28 protein-coding genes are annotated in these 26709 nt (G+C 72.4%); 17 read left to right on the forward strand and 11 right to left on the reverse strand.

Annotated elements, in window-relative coordinates:
* Positions 1 to 104: 104 nt before the first annotated feature.
* On the forward strand, positions 105 to 203 hold the full coding sequence (locus tag IEX22_RS02415; RefSeq protein WP_003792170.1) for a 30S ribosomal protein bS22: 99 nt from the start codon (positions 105 to 107) through the stop codon (positions 201 to 203).
* A gap of 74 nt (positions 204 to 277) precedes the next feature.
* Positions 278 to 538 (forward strand): glutaredoxin family protein, encoded by a 261-nt coding sequence (locus tag IEX22_RS02420; RefSeq protein ID WP_188665808.1) that lies wholly within the window; start codon positions 278 to 280, stop codon positions 536 to 538.
* A gap of 15 nt (positions 539 to 553) precedes the next feature.
* Here IEX22_RS02420 and IEX22_RS02425 read toward each other — a convergent pair whose 3' ends face one another.
* On the reverse strand, positions 554 to 1324 hold the full coding sequence (locus tag IEX22_RS02425; RefSeq protein ID WP_188665811.1) for a hypothetical protein: 771 nt from the start codon (positions 1322 to 1324) through the stop codon (positions 554 to 556).
* A gap of 153 nt (positions 1325 to 1477) precedes the next feature.
* Positions 1478 to 2038 carry a YceI family protein gene (locus IEX22_RS02430; RefSeq protein ID WP_188665814.1) on the reverse strand — a complete coding sequence of 187 codons (561 nt, stop codon included), beginning with the start codon at positions 2036 to 2038 and terminating at the stop codon, positions 1478 to 1480.
* 209 nt (positions 2039 to 2247) lie between these two features.
* Between IEX22_RS02430 and IEX22_RS02435 the strand changes: the two genes are divergently transcribed.
* The 5 genes from IEX22_RS02435 (at position 2248) to ccsB (ending at position 7095) form a co-directional block, all read left to right on the forward strand.
* Positions 2248 to 2904, forward strand: coding sequence for a histidine phosphatase family protein (locus IEX22_RS02435; protein ID WP_188665817.1), 657 nt, complete (start codon positions 2248 to 2250; stop codon positions 2902 to 2904).
* A gap of 9 nt (positions 2905 to 2913) precedes the next feature.
* Positions 2914 to 3531, forward strand: coding sequence for a TlpA family protein disulfide reductase (locus IEX22_RS02440; RefSeq protein ID WP_188665820.1), 618 nt, complete (start codon positions 2914 to 2916; stop codon positions 3529 to 3531).
* Positions 3532 to 3605: 74 nt separating this feature from the next.
* Positions 3606 to 4316 (forward strand): cytochrome c biogenesis CcdA family protein, encoded by a 711-nt coding sequence (locus IEX22_RS02445; RefSeq protein ID WP_188666116.1) that lies wholly within the window; start codon positions 3606 to 3608, stop codon positions 4314 to 4316.
* A 5-nt stretch (positions 4317 to 4321) separates the two neighbouring features.
* Positions 4322 to 6037, forward strand: coding sequence for a cytochrome c biogenesis protein ResB (resB, locus tag IEX22_RS02450; protein WP_438816579.1), 1716 nt, complete (start codon positions 4322 to 4324; stop codon positions 6035 to 6037).
* Complete coding sequence (gene ccsB, locus IEX22_RS02455) at positions 6037 to 7095, forward strand: c-type cytochrome biogenesis protein CcsB (protein ID WP_438816575.1); 1059 nt, start codon at positions 6037 to 6039, stop codon at positions 7093 to 7095. Before resB ends, ccsB begins: the two co-directional genes overlap by 1 nt.
* 102 nt (positions 7096 to 7197) lie before the next feature.
* Here ccsB and IEX22_RS02460 read toward each other — a convergent pair whose 3' ends face one another.
* The gene (locus IEX22_RS02460) at positions 7198 to 7611 is read right to left on the reverse strand and encodes a PLD nuclease N-terminal domain-containing protein (protein WP_188665826.1); all 414 of its coding nucleotides are present in this window, start codon (positions 7609 to 7611) and stop codon (positions 7198 to 7200) included.
* Positions 7612 to 7700: 89 nt separating this feature from the next.
* Here IEX22_RS02460 and IEX22_RS02465 point away from each other — a divergent pair, with 89 nt between their 5' ends.
* Positions 7701 to 8057 (forward strand): DUF4229 domain-containing protein, encoded by a 357-nt coding sequence (locus IEX22_RS02465; protein WP_188665829.1) that lies wholly within the window; start codon positions 7701 to 7703, stop codon positions 8055 to 8057.
* A 27-nt stretch (positions 8058 to 8084) separates the two neighbouring features.
* Here the strand turns inward: IEX22_RS02465 and IEX22_RS02470 are convergent, their stop codons facing one another.
* From IEX22_RS02470 to IEX22_RS02480, 3 genes are read right to left on the reverse strand one after another with little or no spacing between them, the layout of a single operon-like run.
* Entirely contained in the window at positions 8085 to 8966 is an 882-nt protein-coding gene (locus IEX22_RS02470) for a 1,4-dihydroxy-2-naphthoate polyprenyltransferase (protein ID WP_188666119.1), read from the reverse strand.
* Between the two features lie 2 nt (positions 8967 to 8968).
* A complete protein-coding gene (locus IEX22_RS02475; protein WP_188665832.1) occupies positions 8969 to 10186 on the reverse strand; it encodes an AMP-binding protein in 1218 nt (405 codons plus the stop codon).
* Between the two features lie 11 nt (positions 10187 to 10197).
* Complete coding sequence (locus IEX22_RS02480; protein ID WP_188665835.1) at positions 10198 to 11178, reverse strand: 1,4-dihydroxy-2-naphthoyl-CoA synthase; 981 nt, start codon at positions 11176 to 11178, stop codon at positions 10198 to 10200.
* A gap of 97 nt (positions 11179 to 11275) precedes the next feature.
* Here IEX22_RS02480 and IEX22_RS02485 point away from each other — a divergent pair, with 97 nt between their 5' ends.
* A complete protein-coding gene (locus IEX22_RS02485) occupies positions 11276 to 12229 on the forward strand; it encodes an L-lactate dehydrogenase (protein WP_229659704.1) in 954 nt (317 codons plus the stop codon).
* Between the two features lie 539 nt (positions 12230 to 12768).
* Here IEX22_RS02485 and IEX22_RS02490 read toward each other — a convergent pair.
* Together IEX22_RS02490 and IEX22_RS02495 are read right to left on the reverse strand one after the other, a co-directional pair.
* Positions 12769 to 13731, reverse strand: a complete 963-nt coding sequence (locus tag IEX22_RS02490) for a putative endonuclease domain-containing protein (protein ID WP_188665838.1) — start codon at positions 13729 to 13731, stop codon at positions 12769 to 12771.
* Between the two features lie 274 nt (positions 13732 to 14005).
* Positions 14006 to 15397: an ABC transporter permease gene (locus tag IEX22_RS02495; protein ID WP_188665841.1), complete on the reverse strand. Its 1392-nt coding sequence runs from the start codon at positions 15395 to 15397 to the stop codon at positions 14006 to 14008.
* A 129-nt stretch (positions 15398 to 15526) separates the two neighbouring features.
* Between IEX22_RS02495 and IEX22_RS02500 the strand changes: the two genes are divergently transcribed.
* The 4 genes from IEX22_RS02500 (at position 15527) to IEX22_RS02515 (ending at position 19135) form a co-directional block, all read left to right on the forward strand.
* Entirely contained in the window at positions 15527 to 16144 is a 618-nt protein-coding gene (locus IEX22_RS02500; RefSeq protein ID WP_188665844.1) for a TetR/AcrR family transcriptional regulator, read from the forward strand.
* Between the two features lie 143 nt (positions 16145 to 16287).
* Positions 16288 to 17484, forward strand: a complete 1197-nt coding sequence (locus IEX22_RS02505; protein WP_188665847.1) for a thiolase family protein — start codon at positions 16288 to 16290, stop codon at positions 17482 to 17484.
* A 2-nt stretch (positions 17485 to 17486) separates the two neighbouring features.
* The gene (locus IEX22_RS02510; RefSeq protein ID WP_188665852.1) at positions 17487 to 18272 is read left to right on the forward strand and encodes an enoyl-CoA hydratase/isomerase family protein; all 786 of its coding nucleotides are present in this window, start codon (positions 17487 to 17489) and stop codon (positions 18270 to 18272) included.
* On the forward strand, positions 18269 to 19135 hold the full coding sequence (locus IEX22_RS02515; RefSeq protein ID WP_188665854.1) for a 3-hydroxyacyl-CoA dehydrogenase family protein: 867 nt from the start codon (positions 18269 to 18271) through the stop codon (positions 19133 to 19135). Before IEX22_RS02510 ends, IEX22_RS02515 begins: the two co-directional genes overlap by 4 nt.
* 98 nt (positions 19136 to 19233) lie before the next feature.
* Here IEX22_RS02515 and IEX22_RS02520 read toward each other — a convergent pair whose 3' ends face one another.
* On the reverse strand, positions 19234 to 19539 hold the full coding sequence (locus IEX22_RS02520; protein WP_188665856.1) for a hypothetical protein: 306 nt from the start codon (positions 19537 to 19539) through the stop codon (positions 19234 to 19236).
* Positions 19540 to 19669: 130 nt separating this feature from the next.
* Between IEX22_RS02520 and IEX22_RS02525 the strand changes: the two genes are divergently transcribed.
* Positions 19670 to 20656 (forward strand): aldo/keto reductase, encoded by a 987-nt coding sequence (locus IEX22_RS02525; protein ID WP_188665860.1) that lies wholly within the window; start codon positions 19670 to 19672, stop codon positions 20654 to 20656.
* 82 nt (positions 20657 to 20738) lie between these two features.
* Positions 20739 to 21671, forward strand: coding sequence for a 5'-3' exonuclease (locus tag IEX22_RS02530; RefSeq protein WP_188665863.1), 933 nt, complete (start codon positions 20739 to 20741; stop codon positions 21669 to 21671).
* Positions 21672 to 21680: 9 nt separating this feature from the next.
* Here IEX22_RS02530 and IEX22_RS02535 read toward each other — a convergent pair whose 3' ends face one another.
* Positions 21681 to 22901 (reverse strand): MFS transporter, encoded by a 1221-nt coding sequence (locus IEX22_RS02535; protein ID WP_188665866.1) that lies wholly within the window; start codon positions 22899 to 22901, stop codon positions 21681 to 21683.
* A gap of 114 nt (positions 22902 to 23015) precedes the next feature.
* Between IEX22_RS02535 and IEX22_RS02540 the strand changes: the two genes are divergently transcribed.
* Positions 23016 to 23585 (forward strand): helix-turn-helix domain-containing protein, encoded by a 570-nt coding sequence (locus IEX22_RS02540; RefSeq protein ID WP_188665869.1) that lies wholly within the window; start codon positions 23016 to 23018, stop codon positions 23583 to 23585.
* 13 nt (positions 23586 to 23598) lie between these two features.
* On the opposite strand, the gene IEX22_RS02545 is transcribed toward IEX22_RS02540, so the two are convergent.
* On the reverse strand, positions 23599 to 25086 hold the full coding sequence (locus IEX22_RS02545; protein ID WP_188665872.1) for a helix-turn-helix domain-containing protein: 1488 nt from the start codon (positions 25084 to 25086) through the stop codon (positions 23599 to 23601).
* 137 nt (positions 25087 to 25223) lie between these two features.
* On the opposite strand from IEX22_RS02545, the gene aceA reads away from it, so the two are divergent.
* Positions 25224 to 26573: an isocitrate lyase gene (gene aceA, locus IEX22_RS02550; RefSeq protein ID WP_188665875.1), complete on the forward strand. Its 1350-nt coding sequence runs from the start codon at positions 25224 to 25226 to the stop codon at positions 26571 to 26573.
* The last annotated feature ends 136 nt before the right edge of the window (positions 26574 to 26709 follow it).

Genomic DNA, 26709 nt, shown 5'->3' on the forward strand with positions numbered 1-26709 from the left:
ATGCGGGTACCCTTGGAGGGATATCGTCGGCGACGTCGCGGGCACTGCCGTGTGCCCGGCGCGGCCGCCGTGCCGTCAACAGACATCGAAGGAATGGAGGACCCGTGGGTTCAGTCATCAAGAAGCGCCGCAAGCGGATGGCCAAGAAGAAGCACCGCAAGCTGCTGCGCAAGACCCGTCACCAGCGCCGCAACAAGAAGTAGGCGCGCGACACCAGTCATCGAGCGCCGGCCCCGCTTCCCGCGGGCCGGCGCTCGACTGTTCTCCGGAGGAAACCATGGCCGCCACCGCCGAGTCCGCCCCCGCCGTCGAACTGCTCACCCGGCCGGGGTGCCACCTGTGCGAGGACGCCCGACAGGTCGTGGCCGCGGTGACGGCCTCGCTCGGGCTCGCCTGGACCGAACGGTCCATCGACGGGGATGCGGAGTTGACGGCACGGTTCGGTGAGGAGATCCCCGTCGTGCTGGTCGACGGGGTGCCACGGGACTTCTGGCGCATCGACCCCGAGCGGCTGCGCCGGCTCCTCGGCCGCGCCTGACGGGCGGCCTGCTCCTCAGCGGCCCCAGGGGGCCGCGGCCGGCGCCTTCCGGAACCAGGGAGCCGACGGGCGCAGCCAGAGCATGACCACGCCGGCGATGCCGAGGAGGGTGGCCAGGGTGCCGAGGAACCAGGCGGTGATGAAGAGCAGCGAGAGCGCGGCGAGGACCGTGCCGAGGATCCGGGCCCAGTTCTTTCCCCGGCGCACGAACACGACGACGAGGACGTAGAGCACGAGGGCGATGGCGCCGCCGGCGAACAGCATCGTCTGTGCGGTACCGACCAGCTGGTCGACGGAGAAGCCCTGGGTGTTCTGCCCGCTCTGCCGGAACGCCTCCTCGAACTGCCGGCGGCCGGCGTCGGATCCCAGCGCGGCCGCGGTCAGGATCGTGTAGACCATGGCCAGCAGGCCGCCCGCGGCGATCAGCCAGGAGCCGATGTTGACCTCGCGCGGCATCGCGGTCGGCCGGGCGGACGCGGGACCCTGCCCGTATCCGGCGCCCTGACCGTAGGCCGGGTACTGCTGGCCCTGACCGTAGGCAGGATTCTGCTGGCCCTGACCGTAGGCAGGATTCTGCTGGCCGTACTGCTGGTCCTGGCCGTAGGCGGGCTGCTGGCCGTAGGCCGGGTACTGCTGCTGGTCCTGGCCGTACGTGGGTTGCTGGCCGTACTGCTGGCCCTGTCCGTACGTGGGTTGCTGGTCGGCCGGCTGTCCGTACGCGGGGTATCCCGGTCCGTTCGTGCCGTCGTCGGCGGGTCGGGGGGTGTCCGGGTTGCTGTTGCTCATGGATCCAGCTCCTGGTCTCGGCCGTCGTCCCGGGCCGCCGACCGCCTCCACGACAGTCGCCCGGACCCGGAAACGCAGCAGGGTTGCAGCACGTCACTGCGGACGTACTGCAACCCTACCGTGAGATGGTTCCGCCGGGACGGCGGTGCCGGGTCAGGCCTGCGGGGCCACGTACTCGACGTCGAGGTCGATGGTGACCTTGTCGCCCACGAGCACGCCGCCGGCCTCGAGCGCGGCGTTCCAGGTGATGCCGAACGCCTTGCGGCTGATCGTGGTCGAGGCGGTGACGCCGGTGCGGGTGATGCCGAACGGGTCGGTGACCACGCCGCTGAGCTCGCCGGTCAGGGTGACCTCCTGCGTGGTGCCGCGGATGGTCAGGTCACCGACGATGGCCAGATCGTCGGGGGTGCCGGAGACGGAGGTGGACCGGAAGGTGATCGCCGGGTGGTTCTCGGCGTCGAAGAAGTCCGCGCCGCGCACGTGGCCGTCGCGGTTCTCGTCCTTGGAGTTGATGCTGGCGACGTCGATGTCCGCGACGACGGTGCTCTGCTCCAGGGTCTCGCCGATGGTCAGGGTCGAGGTGAACGCGTCGAAGGTGCCGCGGACCTTGCTGATGCCGGCGTGCCGCACCGACCACGCCACGTGGCTGTGGGAGGCGTCGGCGGTCCATGCGCCCTGGGTGAGTCCATTGATCTGCTCGACGGTGGTCGTCATGGTGAGCGTCCTTCCCGGCAGGAGGCCTGCCGTCTCGGTGGGGGATCATCAGTTGAAGTATCAACTGAATGCGTCAACCGGGGGCCGGCGAGATGTATTCCCCTGCATGGAAACGCGATGTTCCCCCCACGTCAGGCACTCGACCTTGGACCGAGTGGCCGGAGTCGGCAGGAATCGGCGCGGGTCGGTGGTTCTGGGAGACTGGGGGCATGCCCACGGTTCATCTGCTTCGCCACGGCGAGGTGCACAACCCTGCCCATGTGCTCTACGGCCGCCTCGACGGGTACGGCCTCTCCGATCTCGGCCGGCGGATGGCCGAGACCGTGGCCGAGCACTTCGGCCGGCGTGCCGCTGCCGGCGCCGGCGTCGTCCTGCTCAAGGCCTCCCCGCTGCTGCGCGCACAGCAGACCGCGGAGCCGGTCGGAGCGGCGCTCGGCCTGCCGGTCGGCACCGAGCCCCGCATCATCGAGGCGGAGAACCACTTCGAGGGCCTGCGGATGACGCGCGCGGAACTGCGCAAGCCGAAGCACTGGCCGTACCTGATCAACCCGCTGCGGCCCAGCTGGGGCGAGCCCTACCGGGCACAGGTGGCGCGCGTGGTCGCGGCCGTGCACACCGCCCGCGCCGAGGCCGAGGCCGTGGGCGGCGCCGACGCCGAGGCGATCATGGTCAGTCACCAGCTGCCCATCTGGGTCACCCGCCTCAGCGCCGAGCACCGCCCGTTGTGGCACGACCCGCGCAGACGGCAGTGCGCGCTCGCGTCGGTGACGAGCTTCCACTTCACCGGCACCGAGCTGACCGGCGTCGGTTATCGCGAGCCCGCGGGCGCCCTGCTCTCAGGTGCTGACCAGCTTCCCGGGGCATAATCCGCGGTGATGTCCTCGCCCCACCCTCGTCGTCCGTCTGCTCGCGCCCGCGTGACGGCTGCCGCCTCGCTCCTGCTGGCCCTGGCCCCCGTGCTCGCCGGCTGCGCCGCCAGCGACAGCCTGGCCCAGCAGGCCCGTGCCGGGGACGAGAAGAACTACATCGCCGGTGACGGCTCGGTGCGCGAGTACGCGGCCGAGACCCGCGGCGAGCCGGTCGAGTTCAGTTCGACGTTGTTCGGCGGCAAGACCGTCGACGCGGCCGACTTCCGGGGCCACGTCACCGTCCTCAACTTCTGGTACGCCGGGTGCGCACCCTGCCGCGTCGAGGCCAAGGACCTGCAGGCCCTGCACACCCAGTTCTCGGCCTCCGGAACGCAGTTCTACGGGGTGAACGTCCGGGACGAGGCGGCGACCGCCGCCGCCTTCGAGCGCACCTTCGGTACCACGTACCCCTCCTTCGAGGACCGCAACGGCACCGTGCTGCTGGCCATGACGCGCTACGTCCCCCCGCAGTCGGTACCCACGACGCTGGTGCTGGACAAGCAGGGCCGAGTCAGTGCCCGCATCCTCGGCACCGCCGACAAGGGCACCCTGAAGAGCCTCATCCAGGCCGCGCAGCAGTCGTGACGCTCTCCGCAGCCGGTCAGCTGGGCGTACCCACCGCGGCCAACTCCTTCGCCGAGGCCGCCTGGGGCGGTTCCATGCTGATCGCCGTGCCGGTCGCGATGCTCGCCGGCCTCGTCTCCTTCGCCTCCCCGTGCGTGCTGCCGCTCGTGCCCGGCTACCTCGGCTACGTGACGGGCCTGACCGGGGCGGACCTGCAGGACCACCGCCGTGGCCGGGTGCTGGCCGGCGTCGGCCTGTTCGTGCTCGGCTTCTCGATCGTCTTCGTCTTGATCGGCGCCGTGTTCGGGCAGGCCGGAGCGTGGCTGAAGGGGGCCCCGTGGGTGTCCCAGCTGCTGGGCTTCGTCGTCATCGTGATGGGCGTCGTGTTCCTGGGCGGCTTCTCCCGGCTGCAGGGGGAGCGGCGCATTCACGCCCGGCCCCCCGCCGGTCTGTGGGGGGCACCCGTTCTCGGCCTCACCTTCGCGCTGGGCTGGGCGCCCTGCATCGGGCCGACCTTCGCCGCCGTGCAGGCCCTGTCCTTCTCCGACGGGGCCGGCGCGGTGCGCGGCGCCTGGCTGACCCTGTTCTACTGCCTCGGGCTCGGTGTCCCGTTCCTGCTCATCGCGCTGGCCCTGCGCCGCAGCGCGAGCGCCCTCGCCGTGCTGAGACGGCACCGGCTCGCCATCCAGCGGCTCGGCGGGGGTCTGCTCATCGTCGTCGGCCTGCTCATGGTCACCGGGGTGTGGAACGTCTGGGTGGCCGACCTGCAGGCCTGGTTCTCCGATTCCGTGAGGTTGCCGATTTGACTCCGCTGAAGACCGACCGGCCCGCCGACGACGCGGCCGGCGCCACCGCCGCCGGCCGCGGCACGACGCGGCGACCGGGGGAGGGCGGGCCCGCCCTGCCCCGGCTCGGCGTCGTCGGGACGCTGCGCTGGGCGTGGCGGCAGCTGACCAGCATGCGGGTCGCCCTGCTGCTGCTCCTGCTGCTCGCCGTCGCCGCCGTGCCCGGCTCCCTCTTCCCGCAGCGGCCCTCCAATCCCGCCGCGGTCACCCAGTACCTGGACGACAATCCGGTCACCGGCCCCTGGCTGGACCGGTTCCAGTTCTTCGACGTCTACGCGTCGGTCTGGTTCTCCGCCATCTACCTGCTGCTCTTCGTCTCCCTGATCGGATGCGTCGTGCCGCGGACCATCGCGCACGTCAAGGCGCTGCGGCAGCCGCCGCCGGCGACGCCGCGTCGGCTCTCCCGGATGCCCCAGTACGGCACGCTCGCGGTGCCGGCCGGGACCGATGCCGCCGCGGCCGACGTCGCCCGGCGGGCCGGTGCCGTGCTCAAGCGCCGCGGGTACCGCGTGCGCCTGCAGGACCTGGACGGTGACCGGCCCTCCGCCGCCGCCGAGCGAGGCTACCTGCGCGAGACCGGCAACCTCATCTTCCACACGGCCCTGATCGGGGTGCTCGTCTCGGTGGCCGTCGGCGGGCTCTTCGGCTACCGCGGACAGCGCACCATCGTCGAGGGGGACAGCTTCGTCAACACCCTCGTCGGCTACGACTCCTTCAGCCCGGGCACCAACTTCGCCGACGACAACCTGGACCCGTTCTCCGTCCAGCTGGACAAGTTCGACGTCACCTTCGACCGGGAGTCCACCACCCACTACGGGCAGCCGATCGACTTCACCGCCCACCTGACCACGCGGCAGACGCCGTCGTCGGCGCCCGAGCAGCAGACGCTGAAGGTGAACTCGCCGGTGGATCTCGGGGGCAGCAGCGTCTTCCTCGTCGGCAACGGCTACGCCCCGGTCGTCACCGTGCGCGACGGTCAGGGCAAGGTCGCGTGGAGCGGGCCCGTGGTCAGCACCCCGACCGACGGCATGTACACCTCCGCCTTCGTGCTCAAGGTGCCCGACGCGAGGCCGGAGCAGCTCTCCTTCGTCGGCTTCTTCCTGCCGACGGCGGTGGCCGGAGAGGACAAGGTCGCCTTCTCCGGCGACCCGGACCCGTTGCTCCCGCAGCTCAACCTCAACTCCTTCAAGGGCGACCTCGGGCTGGACAACGGTGTCCCGTCCTCCGTGTTCGCCCTCGACACCTCCACGCTGACCCAGCTCAACGGGCGCGACAAGCCGGCCGGCGGCATCGTGCTGGACCGGACCCACAAGACGCAGCAGCTGCCGAACGGCCTGGGGTCCATCACCTTCGACGGCGTCAAGCGCTACATCGCCATCGACGTGCGGCACGACCCCGGCACCACCGGGGCCCTGGTGTTCTCCTCCGCGGCCCTGCTCGGCCTGATCGGCTCGCTCTTCGTGCCGCGCCGTCGCGCCTGGGTGCGGGCCGGACGGGCGTCGGACGGCCGGGTCATGGTCGAGTACGGCCTGCTCGCCCGGGGTGAGGACCACCGGCTCGAACGCGAACGCGTGGCGCTCGGCCGAGCGCTGGACGACGCCCTGGTGGCCGAACGGGCGCCGAACGGGAAGAATGACGCCGGGGGAACCGCCGGCGCCGATCGTGGAACGACAGGACTGTGATGGGAATCAACGAGACCCTCGGCCAGTACAGCGAGCTGTTCATGCTCTCGGCCGCGTTCGTGTACCTGGTGGCCTTCGTGGCCTTCGCCTGGGACATGGCCTCCAGCTCGACGACGCTGCGTGCCATCGACGCACGCGCCGCGGAGGCCGCCGTCACCCAGCGATCCCGGGAACGCGCCCCGGCCATGGCGGGCGGCGGCGCGGGCGAACGCCCGGTCAACCCGGCCGGCACCGGCCCCGACGGGCAGGTGCAGACGGACACGGTGCCCCGCGACGACCTGCGTTACGGCGCCGGACGCCGTCGTGCCGCGCGCATCGGCGTCGCGCTGACCACTCTCGCCGTCCTGATCCATGCCGCCGCCGTGATCAGCCGTGGTGTCGCGGCCGCCCGCGTGCCGTGGGGCAACATGTACGAGTTCTGCACCACCGGCGCGCTGATCGTCGCCGCGGTGTTCCTCCTCTCGCTGATCCGACGCGACCTGCGGTTCCTCGGCACGTTCGTCATCGGACTGGTGCTGATCATGCTGTGTGCGGCCACGATCGCGTTCCGCACCCCGGTCGCGCACCTGATCCCCGCCCTGCAGAGCTACTGGCTGGTCATCCACGTCTCGGTCGCGGTGTTCTCCTCCGCCCTGTTCACGCTCTCCTTCTGCATGAGCGTCCTGCAGTTGCTGCAGGCGCGCCGCGAGGCGGCGATCGCCGCGGGCCGGACGCCGCGCCTCTCCGTCCTGCTCGGCCGGGTGCCGAGCGCCCTGACGCTGGAGAACGGCGCCTACCGGATCAACGCGGTCGGCTTCGTGTTCTGGACCTTCACCCTGATGGCCGGCGCCATCTGGGCGGAGCACGCGTGGGGCCGGTACTGGGGCTGGGACCCCAAGGAGGTCTGGACCTTCGTCATCTGGACCGTCTACGCCGGGTACCTGCACGCCCGTGCCACGCGGGGCTGGACGGGCACGCGCGCCGCGTGGCTGTCCATCGTCGGCTACCTGTGCGTGATCGTGAACTTCACCGTCGTCAACACCGTGTTCGCCGGCCTGCACTCGTACTCCGGGCTCTGAGCCCGGACGGCCCGGGCACCCGCCCCGCCGTCCCTCGATCATGACGGAAGCCTCCGCTCGCACGAGCGGAGGCTTCCGTGGTTCAGGGCACCGGTGGAGTGCTCAGGGGCTGGGGGCGTCGTCCGTGCCGGTGGCGCCCTGTGCGGGATTGCGGCCGTTGCGGCCGGACTGCTCGTCGCGCGTGTGCTCGGTCCCGGCGCGCGGGGCCTCGCCGGAGCGGTCCCGCTCGGCGGCGCGTTCGGCGGCCCGCTCCCGACGACGGCGCTCGGCCAGGTCGGAGAGGAAACGGGGATCGTCGTCCGGGGCCAGCGGACGGGCGGCGGGCCTCGACGCGGCCACGGCCTGCGGCCGGCCGAGCAGGAACCACAGGACGATGCCGAGGACCGGGAGCAGGAGGATGACGGCGAACCAGGCCGCCTTCGGCAGGGCCCGCACGCGGGCACCGTCGGACCGCACGCAGTCGACGAGGGTGTAGATCATCGCGACCGCCAGCACGGCGAACGGCAGGTAACGCATGCCGGAAGTGTAGTCGCGACGGCTGGATGCCCGCTGGGCGAGGCCCGAGCGGGCCGGCCGACCTCGGCCGCCGCGACTACACTGGTGCGGTGGCCCTTCTGAAGTACTCCGCCGCCCGACTCGGCCTCGTCGCGCTGATCTTCGCCCTCGGACTGCTGCTGCGGCTGGGCATCGTCATGTCGCTGCTGGTCGCGCTGGTCGCCTCGTTCTGCATCAGCTACCTCTTCTTCGGCCGGTTGCGCACCGCCGCGGCCACCCAGGTGGGTGGCCGTATCACCGGACGGACCGGTCGCCGCTCCTCCGGTGAGCTCGACGACGCCGCCGCCGAGGACGGCTACTGGGACGAGCACGAGCAGGTGGTGACGCCCGACGAGAAGCCCCGGGGCGCTACCGCGGTCGCGTCCGACCGCGTCGAGTCGGTCACCGAGCGACGCCGCGGCGCCTGACCGCCGCTGGCCTTCCCGGCGTGCAGCTCAGCCGGCGAGGTCGAGCACGATCCCGAGGGTGAACAGCAGGCTGTACGCGAGATTGATGATGCCGGTCTGTCGCAGGACGGGGATCAGTGCGGCCCGGTCGGTCGCCGTCAGCACCCGCCGGCAGGGCGGCACGCACACCGGCGCCAGCAGCAGCACCACGAGCAGCCACGGGTGCGCCGGTACCACCACGACCACCAGCAGCAGCGCGACGGCGAGCATCCCGACGTAGGTGCCCCGGGCGGCCCGGTCGCCCAGACGGACCGCGAGCGTGCGCTTGCCCACCGCGCTGTCCGTCGGGATGTCCCGGATGTTGTTGACCATCAGCAGGGCGGTGGCGATCAGGCCGGTGGCGACGGCGGCGACGATCGCGGGCCCGCTCACGGTCAGGGCCTGGGTGTAGGTGGTGCCCAGGGTCGCCACGAGACCGAAGAAGACGAACACGAACACCTCGCCCAGGCCGTGGTAGCCGTAGGGCCGTGAACCGCCGGTGTAGTACCACGCCGCCACCACCGAGGCGGCGCCCACCAGCAACAGCCACCACGTACCGCTGAGCACCACGAGCAGCAGCCCGGCCACCATGGCCGCGCCGAAGCAGCCGAAGGCGGCGCGCTTGACCGCACCCGGCGTCGCCGCCCCGGAGCCGACCAGCCGCAGCGGGCCCACGCGGGCGTCGTCGGTGCCGCGGATGCCGTCCGAGTAGTCGTTGGCGTAATTGACGCCGATCTGCAGCAGGAGGGCCACGACGAGGGCCAGCAGCGCCCGGACCGGGTGGAACGCTCCCAGGCCGGCCGCCGCAGCGGACCCGGCGATCACGGGGGCCATCGCCATCGGCAGGGTCCGCAGCCGGGCCCCCTCCACCCACTGCGCCGTCGTCGCCACGCTCATGCCTCCCGTTCGGCCCGCGGGGCCGTCGTCGTCGATGCTGCCTCTGCGGTCAGGTCCTCGATCATGCGCTGCCGGTCCGGCTTTCCCGTCGGCAGCATCGGCAGCCTCGTCCCGCGCCGCAGCACCTTCGGGGCGAGCCGGCCGCCGAGCCGGTCGGCGACGTGCGCGCGGATCGTCTCGGCGGGGACGGTGCCGGCCACCCAGGCCGCGACCCGCTGCCCCCACACCGGATCCGGCAGCCCGGTGACGAAGGCGTTGCGGACGCCGGGCAGTTCCTCGATGGTCCGGGCCAGCACCGTCGCGGAGACCTTGAGGCCGCCGGTGTTGATGACGTCGTCCGCGCGCCCGGTGACGGTCAAGCCGGCCGCGTCGAGGGTGCCGGTGTCGCTGGTGGTGAACCAGCGGACGCCGTCATGCTCGCTGAACGCGGCGGCGGTCAGCTCCGGGTCCCCGAGATAGCCGCCCGCGACCACCGGCCCGCCGAGCCGGATCACGTCGTCCGCGATCTCGGCGCGCACGCCGGGCAGCGGGACGCCGTCGTACACGCAGCCGCCGCAGGTCTCGCTCATGCCGTAGGTGGTGACCACCCGCACCCCGGCGTCGCGGACCCGGTGCAGCAGGGTCTCGTCCGCACGGGCGCCGCCGAGCAGGATCGTGTCCAGGCCGCGCAGGGCCTCCAGGTCGGCCGCTCGTTCGGTGGCGTCGACGGGGCGGCCGGGAGCGCCGTCCACCAGCAGGGCCAGCTGCGCGGGCACCATCGAGGCGTAGCGCCGGGGGCCGCTCATCCGGGCGACGGCCGCGCGGAACGCCGTGCCGTCGAAGGGGGCGTTGTCGGGGACGACCACCGGCCGAGTGCCGTCGAACACCGAGCGGGAGAGCACCTGGAGCCCGGCGACGTAGTGCCCGGGCAGGGCCAGCAGCCATTGTCCGGCCCCACCCAGGACCGCACGGGTGGCGTCGGCCGAGGCGCGCAGGGCGGAGGCGGGCAGCAGGGTGCGCTTGGGGGTGCCGGTCGAACCGGACGTCGAGACGATCGCGGCGGTGCCCGCGGGCAGCCCGGCCCGGTCGGCCGCCTCGGTCACCGTGGCGAGGACCCGCGGGTCGGGGGAGGCGACGACGGCGGGACCGCCGGACAGGGCGGCCGCGAGCGGGTCGAGCAGGGCCAGCGGGTCGGCGCCGCGCGGGAGGTGCAGGGAACGCAGCGTGGTGCTCATCGGGCGGCGGCTCAGAAGTAGTGCGGGAAGCGGGACCAGTCCGGGTCACGTTTGGCCAGGAACGCGTCCCGGCCCTCGACGGCCTCGTCGGTCATGTACCCGAGCCGGGTGGCCTCCCCGGCGAACACCTGCTGGCCGAAGAGGCCGTCGTCGGGCAGGTTGAACGCGAACTTGAGCATCCGGATGGCCTGCGGGGACTGGCGGGCGATGTCGGCGGCGTACGCCAGGGCGGTGCGCTCCAGGTCACCGTGGTCGACGGCCTCGTTGACGGCGCCCATCCGCACCATGTCCTCGGCCGAGTACTCGCGGGCGAGGAAGAAGATCTCGCGGGCGGCCTTCTGGCCGACCTGCCGGGCCAGCAGCGCCGACCCGTAGCCGGCGTCGTAGGAGCCGACGGTCGCGTCGGTCTGCTTGAACTTCCCGTGCTGGCGGGAGGCGATGGTCAGGTCGCAGACGACGTGCAGGCTGTGGCCGCCGCCGGCCGCCCAGCCGTTGACGACGGCGATGACGACCTTCGGCATGGTCCGGATCAGGCGCTGCACCTCGAGGATGTGCAGCCGGCCGGCGCGGGCAGGATCGACGGTCTCGGAGGTCTGCCCCTCGGCATAGCGGTAGCCGTCGCGGCCGCGGATCCGCTGGTCCCCGCCGGAGCAGAACGCGTGGCCGCCGTCCTTGGGGGAGGGGCCGTTGCCGGTCAGCAGCACGGTGCCGACGTCGGGAGTCATCCGGGCATGGTCGAGCGCACGGTACAGCTCGTCGACGGTGTGCGGGCGGAAGGCGTTGCGCACCTCGGGCCGGTCGAAGGCGACGCGCACGGTCGGCAGGTCCTTCACGACGGCGCCGTCGGGGTCGCGCTCGACCTGCCGGTGGTACGTGATGTCGGTGAGGTCGAAGCCCTCGACCACGCGCCACTGCTGCGGGTCGAAGAGATCGGAGACGGAGGCGGGGACCTCGTCCCGCCGCGAGGGATTCGGTTCGCCTGGCGTCGTCACCCCGCAAGTCTAGTGGCGGGGTGGCCGCCCCGATTCCTAGGCTGGTGGCGGAACGGCCCGCCGTGGGTGGGCTCGGCGCTCGGGGAGAGGACCCGCCATGACCACGATGTCCCGGACCAAGCTCGCCGTCGTCGGCGCCGGAGCGGTGGGCACCTCACTCGCGTACGCCGCCCTCATCCGTGGTTCCGCACGCGAGGTGGCGCTCTATGACATCGCCGCCGCGAAGGTCGAGGCGGAGGTGCTGGACCTGGCCCACGGGACCCAGTTCACGGATTCGTCGACGATCGTCGGCGGGGACGACATCGCCGTCGTGGCCGGTGCCGACATCGTCGTCATCACCGCCGGGGCGAAGCAGCAGCCGGGGCAGACGCGGCTCGACCTCGCCGGCGCCAACATCGCGATCCTGCGCAGTGTGCTGCCGCGGCTGCTGGAGCAGGCGCCGGACGCGGTGTACGTCCTCGTCACCAATCCCTGCGACGTGCTCACCGTCGCCGCCCGGCAGATCAGCGGCCTGCCGGCCCACCGGGTGTTCTCCTCCGGCACGGTGCTGGACACGTCCCGGTTGCGGTGGCTGATCTCGCGGAAGGCCGGCGTGGCGACGTCCAGCGTGCACGCGACCATCGTGGGCGAACACGGGGACAGCGAGTTCCCGCTGTGGTCCAGCGCGACCATCGGTCTGGTGCCGATCCGGGACTGGACCGTCGACGGGCGGCAGCTGTTCACCTGGGAGTACCTCGAGCAGCTCACCGACCAGGTGGTCAACGCCGCCTACACGGTGATCCGCGGCAAGGGCGCGACCAACTACGCTATCGGCCTCTCCGGTGCCCGCATCGTGGAGGCGGTGCTGCGGCACGAACACTCCGTCCTGCCGGTCTCCAGCGTGCTCGACGACTACGCCGGCGTCTCCGGGGTGGCGCTGTCGGTGCCGACCATCGTGGGCCGGCGCGGGATCGAGCGGGTGCTGGAGGTGCCGATGAACGGCCGGGAGCTGGGCCTGCTGCGGGACTCGGCGGAGACGCTGCGCCAGTCGCTGGCCGGTCTGGGGTTCTGAGGCCTCGCTGTCGGCCGCCGCTCGGCGGCTCGCCGCCCGCGGCCCGCTGCTCGCCGAGTGTCTGCCCGCTGCCCGCTGTTCGCTGTTCGCCGAGTGTGCGGAGGTTGTCGTGCCGGCGGCGGGTTGGGTGCGGTTTCGGGCCATTCGGCGGGGGCTGGCGCCCGGGCGGGAGGGCTGCTCGTCGAGTGTGCGGAGGTTGTCGTGCCGGCGGCGGGTTGGGTGCGGTTTCGGGCCATTCGGCGGGGGCCGGCGCCCGGGCGGGAGGGTTGTTCGCCGAGTGTGCGGAGGTTGTCGTGCCAGCGGCGGGTTGGGTGCGGTTTCGGGCCATTCGGCGGGGGCCGGCGCCCGGGCGGGACCGCTGCTCGCCGAGTGTGCGGAGGTTGTCGTGCCAGCGGCGGGTTGGGTGCGGTTTCGGGCCATTCGGCGGGGGCCGGCGCCCGGGCCGGCTGCTCGCTGTTCGCCGAGTGTGCGGAGGTTGTCGTGCCGGCGGCGGGTTGGGTGCGGTTTCGGGCCATTCGGCGAGGGTTGATCGAACGACGTCACCGGGCCAGGGCCGCCTGTGCCCGGAGTGCCTCCTCGACCTTCACCACGGCTCGAGGCACCAACCCCGTTCGGTGGGGAACCAGGACACGCAGATCGTCGGCGCTGATGCGCACCTCGGCCCAACCAGCTGCGGCGGTCAGGTCGGCGCGCTCGATATCGAGCTGGTGCTGCCGGGGGTCGGCATGGTGGGCGCCGTCGTACTGCACCGAGAGTCGGCGGCGCCGGTACGCGAGGTCCGGGAAGACTCGTCGCGGCCGCCCCGGTACCGCGAGGACGACGTTCAGCTCGGGTTCCGGAAGGCCCGCGCGCACGAGGGCGAGGCGGAGGCGGGTCTCCTGGACCGAGTCACTGCCGACCCGGATGAGATCCAGGGCTGCGCGGGCTCGGCGTACGCCACGGGCGTGCGAGCTCTCGCATCGCTCGACGAGTCGGGCGGGCGTACTGAACGTGCCGCGGCTCGAGGGGCGGTCGTCATCATGCGCGCACACGATGGCGTCTCCGAGCTCGACCAGTTCATCCTCCCTCAGCGCCGACGCAAGATCGAGGTAAGTCCGCTCGACGCTGGTGACGATCCAGCGCCCGAGCGGCCAGATGTCGTCCTCCGGCAGCGCCGCCCGATGGGACACCACTCCCCGTCGCCGGACATGAGTGACGGACCCGTCGCGCGCCGGGAGCGTGAGGTGGACCATCGGGTCCGCTCGCAGGCGCTCGGGAAGAGGAAGCTGCCACCAGAGCGCGGCGGTCTGATGGCTGACGACCGCGTCGCCATGCAAGAGCAGGAGCCCGCGTGCTACGGCAAGCGGGTCCGGCGCGGTGGGGGAGGCCCACCGGAGCGATCGCGACGGCGACGCCAGATCACGACCGCGAAGCCGTGCAGGTGTGACGCCGAGATCGAGCGCGTGATGCACGGTGAAGCACGCATCACGGAGGGTCGACGGCAGGGGTCGAACGGGTCGCATGGACGCAGCATGACCGATAGTGGCGCCGACTGGATCGGGTTATCCACAGCCCGCGCCGCTCGCCACCTCACCCTCTCACCGAGTGTGCGGAGGTTGTCGTGATGGGGGCGGGTTGGGCGCGGTTTCGGGCCACTCGGCGAGGGGTGGCGCCGGGTGTGGCCACTCGACCGACGGCGAGCTCGGGAAGACGGAAGGCAGAAGGCCGAGAACGGCCGGGAGCCGGTGACGCGCTGCCCCTCCGGTGACGCGCCAGGGGCCGGTGACGCGCCGCCCCTCAGGAGCTGGCGGCGTGCCTCCCGTGCGACGCGCTGACCCCCTCCGGCTCGCCGGCCGGCCGGGCGCCGCCGGCGGGGGCGGCTGCAGGGGACTCCCCGTCGTCCTCCGAGGTCCCGGCCAGGTGCACCCTCTCCTCGTTCCGGTGCCGGCCCAGCACCGCGAGCAGCACGCCCGCCGCGGACCAGCACACCAGCACCAGCCAGCCGTGCGCCGTGCTCGCGTCGGGGAAGTAGGAGAGATCGCGCAGCAGGTTGCCGGTCGCACCGGGCACGAACCACTGGCCGATGGCGCCCCACGCCCACGGCAAGAACTCCGGCGGTGACGCGAGAGAGGACAGCGGGTTGCCCACGAACATCGTCAGGATCGCGCCGATCGGGATGCCGGGGCGACCCAGCAGCGACTCGAGGCCGACGATCGTCATCGCGGTGGCGAACAGGCCCAGTCCCATCGCCAGCCAGTTGAGCAGGAACGGGCCCTGGAGCAAGCCGAACCACGGCTGCATGATGACGATCAGGGCGAGGCCGCCGACGACGGCGTAGGTCGTGGCGGCGGCGATCCGCCGGCCGAAACCGGAGATCAGCAGGGAGACGATCAGGCCACCGATCATGCCGCCCATCGCCAGCGGAAGGCCGAGCAGCGCCAGACCGGCGCCGCGCGGGTCGCCGGAACTGAGCGGGGCGACGTCGGTGGTGGTGATCGACGGCCTGGGTGCGGCGGTCACCGCGGCGGCGGCTGTCGACGCCGCGTTCGCTGCCGCCGTGGCCCGCTGCTGCGCGCCCGCGAGCTGCGCCGAGAAGGCCGCCCACGCGGGTCCGGTGTGGGACGCCGGGGTCGGGAACTGCTGCGTCGCCACCCCCTGCAGGGTCCCCACGACGGCCTGCGCGGCCGCCGCCTTCGCGCCGGCCGTCGCGGCGGCGCGCGCGAGCGCCGTCTGTGCGGTGATGGCGTCCCGCTGCATTCCCTGGCCGATGAGCGCGGCCTGCTGGGCCACCAGCTGGGTCGCCGTCGGTGAGCCGGCCGAGGCGGTCATCACCTCCAGCGAGGAGCCGGAGACGACGAAGGCCGCGTACGCGTCGCGGTGCGTCAGGGCGGACTTGGCATCATCGCGGGTCGCGGCGTCGCGCACGTCGAAGCGGCCGTCGTCTGCCAGCGTCCGGTGCAGGGTGCTCGCGGCCTCACCGGAGCCCGCGACGACCACGGGCAGGTCCTTCACGCTCGAGGTGACGGTCGGCCATACGAAGGCCAGCAGCACGACGGCGACCGCGAGCGCGGCACCGAGGCCGGCCAGCAGGGTGGCCCGCCACCGAGTGCGGTGGCGAACCGTCGGCAGGCCGCCCGGCGCGGCGGGGGTGTCGCCGACGGGCGGGGAGAGAGTGGTGGACGTGCTCATGGTGATCCTCGCGTGCCGGAGGACGGCGGGTGCGCCGTCATCGAAAAAAAGAACGGTCGTTCTCCATGAGACCACGGACCGACCGCAGTATCAAGAATGATCGTTCGGTTTGGTTGGTACCCTCGTCCCATGCCCCGCGTCAGCGATGCCCACCGGCGACAGATGATCGACCGGATCACCGAGGCCACCCTCGAGCGCGCCCGGGCGCGAGGCCTGCACGAGATCTCGATGGCCGACATCATTGAGGCCTCCGGCCTGTCCGCCGGCGCGATCTACGGGTACTTCTCGGGCAAGGACGAGCTGATTCGCGCGGTCGCCACGCGGGCGTTCGAGATCCGGCTGACGGCTCTCGCCGTCGCGGCGGAGGAACGCCCGGTGCGCCCGCCCGCCGATGTGCTCGGCGAGCTGATGCGCACGCTCGCGGTGCCGCGCGGCAGCGGACTGGTCGTCCAGGTGTGGGCGCTCGCGACGGTGTCGGACCCGATGGCGCAGCTCGCCCAGGAGGCCTACGGCCGGGTGAGCACGGCCGTGGCCGGGTATCTTGCCGCCTGGTTCGCCGACGGCGACGAGGGTCCGCTGCTGTCGCCGGCCGACGCGCACCGCCGCGCCGTGCTGCTGACGCCGGCCGTCGCGGGACTGCTGCAGGCCTGGATCCTTCGGCCCGTGATGGCCCCCGACCGGGACGCCGACTACGAGGCGTCGATGCGTGCCGTGATGACCGCCGTGGCGGGGCCGGCCGCACACTGACCGGGCGAGCGGGCGTCACGACATTGACCCGGCCCGCGCCCCGTGCCATTCTTGAACGATCGGTCGGTATTTCGTCGGAGGGGGACCCCTGTGCCCGTGACGGAGGGACGAGCCGACCCCGCAGCTGGACGAAGGAGTTCCCGATGCCCGAAGCATTTCTCGTCGGCGGTGCCCGCACCCCGGTCGGCCGGTACGGCGGCGCCCTGTCGTCCGTCCGCCCCGACGACCTGGCGGCCCTCGTCGTCAAGGAGGCCGTGCAGCGGGCCGGCATCCCCTCGAGCAGCGTCGAGGAGGTGATCCTCGGCAACGCCAACGGCGCCGGCGAGGAGAACCGCAACGTCGCCCGCATGGCGTGGCTGCTCGCCGGCTACGAGGACAGCGTCCCCGGCATCACCGTGAATCGACTCTGCGCCTCGGGCATGAGCGCCATCATCATGGCCAGCCACATGATCAAGGCCGGTGCGGCGGACGTCGTCGTCGCCGGCGGCGTCGAGTCGATGTCCCGCGCGCCCTGGGTGATGGCCAAGCCGACGACGGCTTTCGCCAAGCCGGGGGACACCTTCGACACCTCCATCGGCTGGCGGTTCGTCAACCCGATCTTCCAGGCCCAGGAGAAGACGACCTACTCGATGCCGGAGACGGCCGAGGAGGTCGCCCGCGTCGACGGCATCACCCGGGAGGACGCCGACGCGTTCGCCGTCGGCTCGCAGGAGAAGGCGCTCGCCGCGATCGAGGCGGGCAGGTTCGCCGACGAGATCGTCCCCGTCACCGTGAAGACCCGCAAGGGCGAGACCGTCGTCGACACCGACGAGGGCCCGCGCGAGGGCACCACCGCCGAGGTCCTCGGCAAGCTCAAGCCCGTCGTCAAGGGCGGCAGCGTGGTGACCGCCGGCAACTCCAGCTCCCTGAACGACGGCGCCTCGGCCATCGTCGTCGCCTCCGAGGCCGCGGTCGAACGGTACGGCCTGACGGCGCGGGCACGGATCGTCGACGGGGCCTCCGCCGGCGTGCCCGCGCCCATCATGGGCATCGGCCCGGTCCCGGCCACGCAGAAGGTGCTCGGCCGCACCGGCTGGACGGTGGACGACATCGGAGCCGTCGAGTTGAACGAGGCCTTCGCCAGCCAGTCCCTGGCCTGCATCCGCAGGCTCGGCCTGGATCCGTCGATCGTGAACAACGATGGCGGCGCGATCGCGCTCGGCCACCCGCTCGGCTCGTCCGGCTCCCGGATCGCGATCACCCTGCTCGGCCGGATGGAACGCGAGGGCGCCGACAAGGGCCTGGCCACCATGTGTGTCGGCGTCGGCCAGGGCACCGCCCTGCTGCTGGAACGGGTGTGAACATGCCGGACTACACGACGCTGCTCGTCGACGAGCGGGAGGACCGGCTCCACGTCGCCCTCGACCGCCCCGAGGTGCGCAACGCCATCGACGCCACCATGGTCGCCGAGCTGCACGACGTCTGCGACCGGCTCGAGCGTGAACCGCGGATCCTCATCCTCTCCGGCACCCCGGCCACGGAGTCCCGGAAGGGGGTCTTCGCGTCCGGTGCGGACATCGCCCAGCTGCGGGAACGCCGTCGCGAGGAGGCCCTCGCCGGGATCAACGCCAACGTCTTCATCCGCATCGCGCAACTGCCGATGCCGGTCATCGCCGCGCTCGACGGGTTCGCCCTCGGCGGCGGCGCGGAACTCGCGCTCGCGGCCGACTTCCGCATCGGCACGCCCAGCCTGAAGATCGGCCAGCCGGAGACCGGCCTGGGCATCACCGCCGGCGCGGGCGCCACGTGGCGGCTCAAGGAGGTCGTCGGGGAGCCCCTGGCCAAGGAGATCCTGCTCGCGGGCCGGGTGCTGACCGCCGACGAGGCGCTCGCCGCGCGGCTGATCACCGAGGTGCACGAATCGGCCGACCTGCTCGACGCCGCCCACGCGCTCGCCGACCGGATCGCCGCCCAGGACCCGCTCGCCGTCCGGCTGACCAAGACCGTCTTCCACGCCCCGCGCGAGGCCCACCCGGCGATCGACACCCTCGCCCAGGGCATCCTGTTCGAATCCGACGCCAAGTTCGCCCGCATGGACGCGTTCCTCGCCAAGCGGGCCTCCCGAACCACGAAGGGAAACCCCGCATGAGCCCGACCAGCATCCCCACCTCCATCCCCACCCGGGTGGGGGTCCTCGGCGGCGGCCGGATGGGCGCGGGCATCGCCCACGCCTTCGTCCTGGCCGGCGCGGAGGTGGTCGTGGTCGAGCGCGACGAGGCAGCCGCGGCGGCGGCCCGCGAGCGGGTCGGATCCTCGCTGCAGACCTCGGTCGACCGGGGCACGACGGGCGACGACCTCGGCACCCTGACCGGTCGGCTGAGCGTCTCCACGGACTACGACGCCTTCACCGGTCGGGGCCTCGTCGTCGAGGCGGTGCCCGAGGACGTCGACCTCAAGGTCACGGCGCTGACGGAGGTCGAGAAGCGGTTGGGCGCCAACGCGTGGCTGGCGACCAACACGTCGTCCCTGTCCGTCGACGACCTGGCGGCGCACCTGCGCCACCCCGAGCGGTTCTGCGGGCTGCACTTCTTCAACCCCGTGCCCGCCTCCGGCCTGGTCGAGGTCGTCATCGGCGAGCGAACCGGCGACGAGCTGCGCGACCTCGCCCCGGCCTGGGTGCGCGACCTCGACAAGACGCCCGTCGTCGTCCGGGACGCCCCCGGCTTCGCGTCCTCCCGCCTCGGCGTCGCCATCGGGCTCGAGGCGATCCGGATGCTCGAGGAGGGCGTCGCCTCCGCCGAGGACATCGACGCCGCGATGGTGCTCGGCTACAAGTACCCCGTCGGACCGCTCAAGCTCACCGACATCGTCGGGCTGGACGTGCGGCTCGGCATCGCCGAGTACCTCGCCTCCACCCTCGGCGACCGGTTCGCCCCGCCGCAGCTGCTGCGCGACAAGGTGGCCGCCGGGGAGCTGGGCAAGAAGTCCGGGCGCGGCTTCTACGACTGGTGAGGCGTCCCTCCACCGACCGGTGACGCGTCACCGGTCGACGCACGACGGCCCGGGCTGATCATCAGCCCGGGCCGCCGGCGTCCGTGGCGATGACGGGCTCAGCCCGGCGCCTGGGTGAACGCGCCCGGGTCGGTCTTGCCCGAGCCGCGCTCGCCGAACGCGGCCTCCTCCAGGTGCTCGGTCCGGTCCTCGTTCGGCTCCGCGGACTCCGTGTCCGGTCCCCTGCCCGTGGTGTCGCGCGGCTCGTCGTGGCCGTGCGCGTGCAGCGGCTCGGCCGGCAGGTGCTTCTCCGACCCGTCGGAGTAGGTGTCGGCGTCGCCGTACCCGTGCTCCTGGGCGTACTCCCCACCGAGGTTGCGGCTGAGTCCGTCGGCGGACAGTCGCGCCTCGTTCTCCTTCGACATGTGCCTCTCCTCCCGGTCGTGGCCGGCTCCGGTGGCCGGCCCTGGTCGGCAGCCTAGTCGCACTGGCGGGATCCGGGCCGGGAGAGGATGCTGGCGGAGGACCGGATGACGCGAGCATGAGGAGGACGCCATGAGAACGGTGCCGTGGGGCAGTCAGGGGCTGCGGGCCAGCAACGAGGGACTCGGCGCGATGGGGATGAGCGCGTTCTACGGCCCGCGCGACGACGACGAGTCCGCCGCCACGCTCAACCTCGCCCTCGACCTCGGCGTGAGCCTGATCGACACGGCCGAGCTGTACGGGCCGTTCATCAACGAACAGCTGATCGCGAAGGCGATCGGCCACCGCGCCGACGAGTACGCGCTGGCCACCAAGTTCGGTTCCGAGATCGGCGACGATGGCAGCCGGGGCCCGGTCAACGGCAGCCCGGAGTACGCCCGCACGGCGCTCGAGCGGTCGCTGAAGAACCTGCAGCGCGACCACGTGGACCTCTACTACGTGCACCGGATCGACCCGAACCGGCCGGTCGAGGAGACCATCGGCGCCCTCGCCGAGTTCGTCACCGAGGGCAAGGTCCGGTATCTGGGCATCAGCGAGGCGGCGCCGGAGACCATCCGCCGGGCGCACGCGGCGCACCCGATCTCGGCCGTGCAGACCGAGTACTCGCTGTTCCAGCGCGAGCCCGAGGCCAATGGGGTGCTGGCCACCACCCGGGAGCTGGGCATCGCCTTCGTCGCGTACTCGCCGCTGGGCCGGGGCCTGCTGACCGGTGCGATCACCAGCCCGGACCAGCTCGCCGCCGACGACTTCCGCAAGCACGCGCCGCGGTTCAGCGGCGAGAACATGGACGCGAATCTCGCCGTCGTCGCGAAGGTCAGGGAACTGGCCGACGCCCGCAAGGTCACGCCCGGCCAGCTCGCCCTCGCCTGGGTGCTCGCGCAGGAGTCCGCGGTGGCGATCCCCGGCACCAAGCGGCGCACCTATCTGCGGGAGAACGTCGCGGCCGCCGAGCTGGAGCTCACGGCGGACGAGCTGGCCGCGCTCGACGAGGTGGCCCCGGTGGGCGTCGCCTCCGGTGAGCGCTACGACGAGAACGGCATGCGCTCGGTCAATCACTGAGTCACTCGCCGGCCGGTGCCGCGTACCGACCACGCCACCTGCTCGACTCGTGGGGGACGCGCCGTCGTGCCATGATCTGCGCATGGCCGATCGCCTCATGCTGCTCGACACCGCCGCCATGTACTTCCGGGCCTTCCACGGATTGCCGGACTCGCTGAAGGCGCCGGACGGCACCAGCGTCAACGCGGTGCGCGGGCTGCTCGACGCCATCGCCCGGTTGATCGGCGAGTACGAGCCGAGCGAGCTGGTGGCGTGCTGGGACGAGAACTGGCGGCCACACTGGCGCACCGCCTTGATCCCGAGCTACAAGGCCCACCGGGTACGCCGCGAGGACCCCGACGGTGTCGACGTCGAGGAGGTGCCGGAGCTGCTCGAGCCGCAGGTGCCGGTGATCCGGGAGGTCCTGGCGGCCCTGGGCATCACCCGGGTGGGAGCGGAGGACCACGAGGCCGACGACGTGATCGGGACCCTGGCGACGCGCGCGACGACGCCGGTCGACATCGTCACCTCGGACCGGGACCTGTTCCAGCTGGTGGACGACGATGCCGGGGTCCGGGTGATCAACACGGCCCGCGGGATGAACAGGATCGAGGTGGTGACCGATGCCGTGATCCGGGAGAAGTACGGCATCGGCGCGGCCCAGTACGCGGACTTCGCGACGCTGCGCGGGGACACCTCGGACGGGCTTCCCGGCGTCGCCGGCGTCGGCGAGAAGACGGCGGCCGGGCTGATCGCCGACCACGGCGACCTCGACGGTGTGATCACCGCGGCGTCGGACCCGGGTAGCACCATGTCCCGCGGCGCGCGGGCGAAGATCACCGCGGCCACGGACTACCTGGCCGCCGCCGCCCCCGTCGTGCGGGTCGTCCGGGATCTCGACCTCGGCCTGGGGAGGGGCGACGCGCGGCTGCGCCCGGTGACGGGGAAGGACCGCGAACGGGTCCAGGCGCTCGGCGAGCAGTGGAACCTCGGCGGATCCGTGGAGCGGATCCTCACCGCGCTCGACACCCGCTGACGCGACCGCTCACGCGTGCGCGGTACCGGGGGCAGACGGCAGCGCCCCGCGGACGCGCACGGCGTGCACCGTCACGAGGACGGTGGCGAGCACCAGCAGCGCGAACGCGCCGACGAGCGCCGCGCGCAGGCCGAGCAGCGCGAGCATGCCGCTGACGGTGATGACTCCGAGGTTGTTGGCGGTGCGCAACAGGGCGAACAGCTCGGCGCGGCGGTGCGGAGGCGCCAGCCGATCGACGACGAGGGAGTAGAAGGTACCGAGCACCGGCAGGAGGAAGCCGACGACGGCGGCCGCCGCCAACGTCGTGACGAGGTGTCCGGCGGCGAGAATCAGCCCGGCCGCCGCCGCCGTGACGGCGAGGAACGCGGCGACCGTCGCCAGCCCCGGGACGCGGTTGCGGACACTGACCCAGATCCCGCCGGTCACCGAGCCCGCGCAGAGCGCCAGGGCGAAGAGGAACGCCCAGCCGGCCTCGAGCCCGAGGGCGAGCGCGAAGGAGACCGCCCCGACCTCGACGGCCGCGACGACGGCGCCGCTGGCGCCGGCACACAGCAGCCAGAGGACGACGCCGCGCGGCATCGGCTCACGAGGCCGGCGTCCCGATGTGGGGTCCGTGGCCCGGGCGGGTGCCGATCCCGGGATGCTCGGGATCAGCAGCAGCGGCGCGACGCCGAGCGCGGTGACCGTCGCCAGCGCCCACGTCGGCGAGATCGCGCCGAGCAGCGCGGCGAGCGCCGGGGCGGCGGCGAAGGTGACCTCGTTCAGGGTGGCGGCGACGCCGAGCGCCCGAGGCAGGCGGCCGGGTTCGACCAGATGGTTGAGCAGCAGCCGGAGGTAGCCGTAGGCGGCACCGTTGACCAGGCCCGCCGCGGCGACCGGGACGACCAGCCAGGGGAAGGGGACTCCCACCGCGGCGAGCACCGTCAGCACGGCGAGCGCGAGGGTGCGCAGCGCGATCAGCCCGCGCAGGTAGTGGACGCTGTCGAAGCGAGCGCCCAGGCGTGACACCGGGACCGCGCCGAGCACCTGCGCGGTGGTCATCGCGAAGACGAGCGCCGCTCCGGCCGCGGCGGACCCGGTGACCGCCAGGGCCACCAGCGCGAAGGCGATCGGTGCGGCCGCCTGCGGCACACCGAACGTCCCGTAGCCCACCTGCCACCGCAGCACGGGCCCGCGGCGGCGGGGTTGCCCCCCGGCCCGTCCCGGGCTGAGCCGCGGTGCCCCGGTCACGCCACCTCCGTCGTCGGTCGACCTCTCCTCTGAGCACTATAGTGCTCAATTTGATCGTGCGCCTAGAGTCGGAGTGACCGGCTCACCAGGCGTGCGGAACGCGAGGAGCAGTGGATGAGCGAGCAGATCCGGCCCGACGTGGCCCGCCTCGTCGGAGCGCGCATCCGCGCGATCCGGACGAGCCAGGACCTGAGCGTGGTCAGCCTCGCCGAGCGCAGTGGCGTCAGTCGGCGGATGCTCACCCAGGTCGAACTGGGTCAGGCCAACCCCAGCCTCACCACGGTCGACAAGATCGCCGGGGCGCTCGGCACCAGCTTCTCCGCATTGATCGGCGTGCTCGACCGTCCCGCGCCGGACGGCGTGGCGGTCTGGTCGACGCCGGCGGGAAGCTGGGCCTACCTCGTCAACGCCGTCGAGACGCCCGCGGCGACCATCGAGTTGTGGACCTGGCACCTGATCCGTGGGGATCGGTACGAGGCCGGAGCCGCCGTGGGCGCGCCGGCGTCCATGGTGCACGTGACGGGGGGCGAAGTGCGGGTGCGGGTGGGGGAGGCGGACCGGCTGATCGACCCGACACGATCGGCGCGGCTCGACGCCGGCCACGACCGGGTCTTCGAGGCCGCCTCGCCCGTCGCCGACTTCGTGTGGGTGGTGACGATCCCCCGCGACGCCGAACCCACGTGAGGAAAGGGGGGCGTCAGCGCTCGGCCTGGGTCTGCAGGAACTCGTACACCTCGGTCTCGTCCACACCGGGGAACGCGCCGGGCGGCAGGGCCGCCATCAGGTGCGAGTGCGCCCGGGCGCTGGGCCACGCTTGCCCGGCCCAGGCCTCGGCGAGCTGCGCGGGAGGCCGCCGGCAGCAGTCCGGGTCGGGGCAGCGGGACACCGAGCGCGCCGTCGTCTCCCGGCCGCGGAACCACTTCACGTGGGCGTACGGCAGGCCGATGCTCAGCGAGAACAGTCCGCCCGCGCTGTGCTCGGTGCGCGCGGTGCACCAGTAGGTGCCCGCGGGGGTGTCGGTGTACTGGTTGAACGCGGAGAACTGGTCCGGCACGTCGAACACCTCGCGCGACGTCCAGTACCGGCACACCGGCTGTCCCTCGATCGCTCCCGTGTGGTCGGCGGGGAAGCTGACGCCGTCGTTCTCGTACGCCTTGTAGATGATCCCGGAGCGGTGCACCTTCTGGAAGTGCAGCGGGATGCCGAGGTGGTGGGTGGCCAGGTTGGTGAACCGGTGGGCCGCGGTCTCGTAGGAGACGGCGAACGCGTCCCGGATGTCCTCGACGGCCAGCTCCCGGGCCGCCTTGGCCCGCTGCAGGAAGGCCACGGTGGCGGCCTCGGGCAGCAGGAGCGCGGCGGCGAAGTAGTTGGTCTCGACCCGCTGGCGGAGGAACTCGCCGTAGTTGCCCGGCGTGCCGTGGCCGAGCACGTGGTGGCCGAGCGCCTGCAGCAGTACCGACCGCGGGTCGTGCCCGTCGCCGCTGCCCTGCGGCAGGTAGATCCGGCGGTGCTTCAGGTCGGTGACGGACCGGGTGGAGTGGGGCAGGTTGCCGACGTGGTGCAGGGTGAAGTCGAGGTGCCGGGCGATGTCGGCGATGACGTGCTGGGACAGGGGCCCGCCGGTGTAGCCGACGGCGCCGAGCAGGGCACCGGCCTCCTGCTCGATGGCGGGGAAGTAGTTGTCGCGGCGCCGCATCTCGGCCCGCAGCTCCGTGTTCGCCCGGCGCGCCTCCTCCGGCGTGGCGATCTGCTCCTCCAGCTGCCGCTCCAGGGCGCCCTGCAGGCCGACGATCGCCTCCAGCACCTCGGTGGACGTGCGCGGGCCGACCCGGATGGTCGGCAGGCCCAGTGACTGGTACAGCGGCCCACGCTGCGCCTTCTCCAGCGCGATCTCCAGGGCCGCGCGCCGGGTGGGCGGTTCGGCGCCGAGCAGATCGTCGAGGGTGACGTCGAACGCCGAGGCGAGCGCCCGCAGCAGGCTGAGCCGGGGTTCTCGCTTGCCGTTCTCGATCAGGCTGAGCTGGCTCGGCGCGGTGCCGACGGTCGCGGAGACCTGGTCCAGGGTCAGGCCGCGACGCTTGCGCAGGTGGCGGACCCGCCGGCCCAGGCTGATGACGTCCAGCTCGGGTGTCGCGTCGCGGGCGCGTCGGTCGGAAGGGTCTCGATACCAGCCGTCGGCGGTCATTTCTGCACCCTACGTGAAGAAGCTCATTTCTTCATTCTCATTTCCCGTTCGGTAGCAGGGCAGATCCAGAAAAGTGGAAGTCACAGCAAGGCGCACCCTCCCGGTGCGTCGCCGACATCGACGCGAAGGAGCATCCGATGAGCACGGATCCCCGTCCCACGGACGACCGCCCCACGAATTCGTCCCTCACGCAGCAGGCGGAGGCGCTGGCGCTCGAGTGGGAGGCCGACCCCCGCTGGAACGACGTCACGCGCGACTACACCGCCGAGGACGTCGTCCGGCTGCGCGGCCGGGTGCAGGAGGAGCACACGCTCGCCCGCCGCGGCGCCGAGAAGCTGTGGGAGACGCTGCAGGCCTGCCGTGCCGACGGCGGCTACGTCCACGCGCTCGGCGCGCTGACCGGCAACCAGGCCGTGCAGCAGGTCAAGGCCGGCCTGCGGGCCATCTACCTCTCGGGCTGGCAGGTCGCGGCCGACGCCAACACCTCGGGCAACACCTATCCCGACCAGTCGCTGTACCCGGTCAACTCCGTGCCGACGGTCGTGCGCCGGATCAACAACGCCCTGCTGCGGGCGGATCAGATCGAGTTCGCGGAGGGCAGGGAGACCGGCGGAGACGGAAATGCCGTCGAGGACTGGCTGGTGCCGATCGTCGCCGACGCCGAGGCCGGCTTCGGCGGACCGCTGAACGCCTACGAGCTGATGAAGTCGATGATCGCCGCCGGCGCCGCGGGCGTGCACTGGGAGGACCAGCTGGCGAGCGAGAAGAAGTGCGGCCACCTCGGCGGCAAGGTGCTGATCCCCACGCAGCAGCACGTCCGCACGCTCAACGCCGCGCGCCTGGCGGCGGACGTGTCCGGCACGTCCACGGTCGTCGTCGCCCGCACCGATGCGGAGGCGGCCACCCTGATCACCTCCGACGTCGACGAGCGGGACGTCCCGTTCCTGACCGGCGAGCGGACCGCCGAGGGCTTCTACACGGTGCGCAACGGCATCGAGCCGTGCATCGCCCGGGCGAAGGCCTACGCCCCGTACGCGGACCTGATCTGGATGGAGACCGGCACCCCGGACCTGGAGCTGGCCCGCCGCTTCGCCGAGGCGGTCAAGGCCGAGCACCCGGATCAGATGCTGGCCTACAACTGCTCGCCGTCGTTCAACTGGAAGAAGCACCTGGACGACGCGACCATCGCCAAGTTCCAGCGCGAGCTGGGCGCCATGGGGTTCACCTTCCAGTTCATCACCCTGGCTGGGTTCCACGCCCTGAACTACTCGATGTTCGACCTGGCGCACGGGTACGCCCGCGACGGCATGTCCGCCTACGTGGACCTGCAGGAGCGCGAGTTCGGCGCCGAGTCCCGGGGCTACACCGCCACCCGGCACCAGCGGGAGGTGGGGACCGGCTACTTCGACCTGGTCTCCACCGCGCTCAACCCGTCGGGCTCCACGCTGGCGCTCGTCGGGTCCACCGAGGAGGGCCAGTTCCACTAGGCCCGGCACGGGACGCCTGAGACGCGTCCGGCGGCCGACGGAGGGCCGGCACCACCCACCCGGGAGGTGCCGGCCCTCTCGCCCGTCCGGGGGCGTCCGTCGCCGGCGTCCGTCGCGCCCGACCTTCTTCTCGGAG

The organism is Tersicoccus solisilvae (assembly GCF_014643255.1).
GTDB classification, from domain to species: Bacteria; Actinomycetota; Actinomycetes; order Actinomycetales; family Micrococcaceae; genus Tersicoccus; species Tersicoccus solisilvae.

What these genes read in the sequence shown, in the direction of transcription:
- IEX22_RS02445 (WP_188666116.1), top strand. Translation starts at nt 3,606, where the DNA reads ATGCTGATCGCCGTGCCGGTCGCGATGCTCGCCGGCCTCGTCTCCTTC.
- IEX22_RS02510 (WP_188665852.1), top strand. Translation starts at nt 17,487, where the DNA reads ATGCCGGACTACACGACGCTGCTCGTCGACGAGCGGGAGGACCGGCTC.
- IEX22_RS02540 (WP_188665869.1), top strand. Translation starts at nt 23,016, where the DNA reads ATGAGCGAGCAGATCCGGCCCGACGTGGCCCGCCTCGTCGGAGCGCGC.
- IEX22_RS02425 (WP_188665811.1), bottom strand. Translation starts at nt 1,324, where the DNA reads ATGAGCAACAGCAACCCGGACACCCCCCGACCCGCCGACGACGGCACG.
- ccsB (WP_438816575.1), top strand. Translation starts at nt 6,037, where the DNA reads ATGGGAATCAACGAGACCCTCGGCCAGTACAGCGAGCTGTTCATGCTC.
- IEX22_RS02475 (WP_188665832.1), bottom strand. Translation starts at nt 10,186, where the DNA reads ATGAGCACCACGCTGCGTTCCCTGCACCTCCCGCGCGGCGCCGACCCG.
- IEX22_RS02520 (WP_188665856.1), bottom strand. Translation starts at nt 19,539, where the DNA reads ATGTCGAAGGAGAACGAGGCGCGACTGTCCGCCGACGGACTCAGCCGC.
- IEX22_RS02460 (WP_188665826.1), bottom strand. Translation starts at nt 7,611, where the DNA reads ATGCGTTACCTGCCGTTCGCCGTGCTGGCGGTCGCGATGATCTACACC.
- IEX22_RS02505 (WP_188665847.1), top strand. Translation starts at nt 16,288, where the DNA reads ATGCCCGAAGCATTTCTCGTCGGCGGTGCCCGCACCCCGGTCGGCCGG.
- IEX22_RS02430 (WP_188665814.1), bottom strand. Translation starts at nt 2,038, where the DNA reads ATGACGACCACCGTCGAGCAGATCAATGGACTCACCCAGGGCGCATGG.
- IEX22_RS02500 (WP_188665844.1), top strand. Translation starts at nt 15,527, where the DNA reads ATGCCCCGCGTCAGCGATGCCCACCGGCGACAGATGATCGACCGGATC.
- IEX22_RS02530 (WP_188665863.1), top strand. Translation starts at nt 20,739, where the DNA reads ATGGCCGATCGCCTCATGCTGCTCGACACCGCCGCCATGTACTTCCGG.
- IEX22_RS02495 (WP_188665841.1), bottom strand. Translation starts at nt 15,397, where the DNA reads ATGAGCACGTCCACCACTCTCTCCCCGCCCGTCGGCGACACCCCCGCC.
- IEX22_RS02435 (WP_188665817.1), top strand. Translation starts at nt 2,248, where the DNA reads ATGCCCACGGTTCATCTGCTTCGCCACGGCGAGGTGCACAACCCTGCC.
- IEX22_RS02515 (WP_188665854.1), top strand. Translation starts at nt 18,269, where the DNA reads ATGAGCCCGACCAGCATCCCCACCTCCATCCCCACCCGGGTGGGGGTC.
- IEX22_RS02420 (WP_188665808.1), top strand. Translation starts at nt 278, where the DNA reads ATGGCCGCCACCGCCGAGTCCGCCCCCGCCGTCGAACTGCTCACCCGG.
- IEX22_RS02440 (WP_188665820.1), top strand. Translation starts at nt 2,914, where the DNA reads ATGTCCTCGCCCCACCCTCGTCGTCCGTCTGCTCGCGCCCGCGTGACG.
- aceA (WP_188665875.1), top strand. Translation starts at nt 25,224, where the DNA reads ATGAGCACGGATCCCCGTCCCACGGACGACCGCCCCACGAATTCGTCC.
- IEX22_RS02545 (WP_188665872.1), bottom strand. Translation starts at nt 25,086, where the DNA reads ATGACCGCCGACGGCTGGTATCGAGACCCTTCCGACCGACGCGCCCGC.
- IEX22_RS02525 (WP_188665860.1), top strand. Translation starts at nt 19,670, where the DNA reads ATGAGAACGGTGCCGTGGGGCAGTCAGGGGCTGCGGGCCAGCAACGAG.
- IEX22_RS02490 (WP_188665838.1), bottom strand. Translation starts at nt 13,731, where the DNA reads ATGCGACCCGTTCGACCCCTGCCGTCGACCCTCCGTGATGCGTGCTTC.
- IEX22_RS02485 (WP_229659704.1), top strand. Translation starts at nt 11,276, where the DNA reads ATGACCACGATGTCCCGGACCAAGCTCGCCGTCGTCGGCGCCGGAGCG.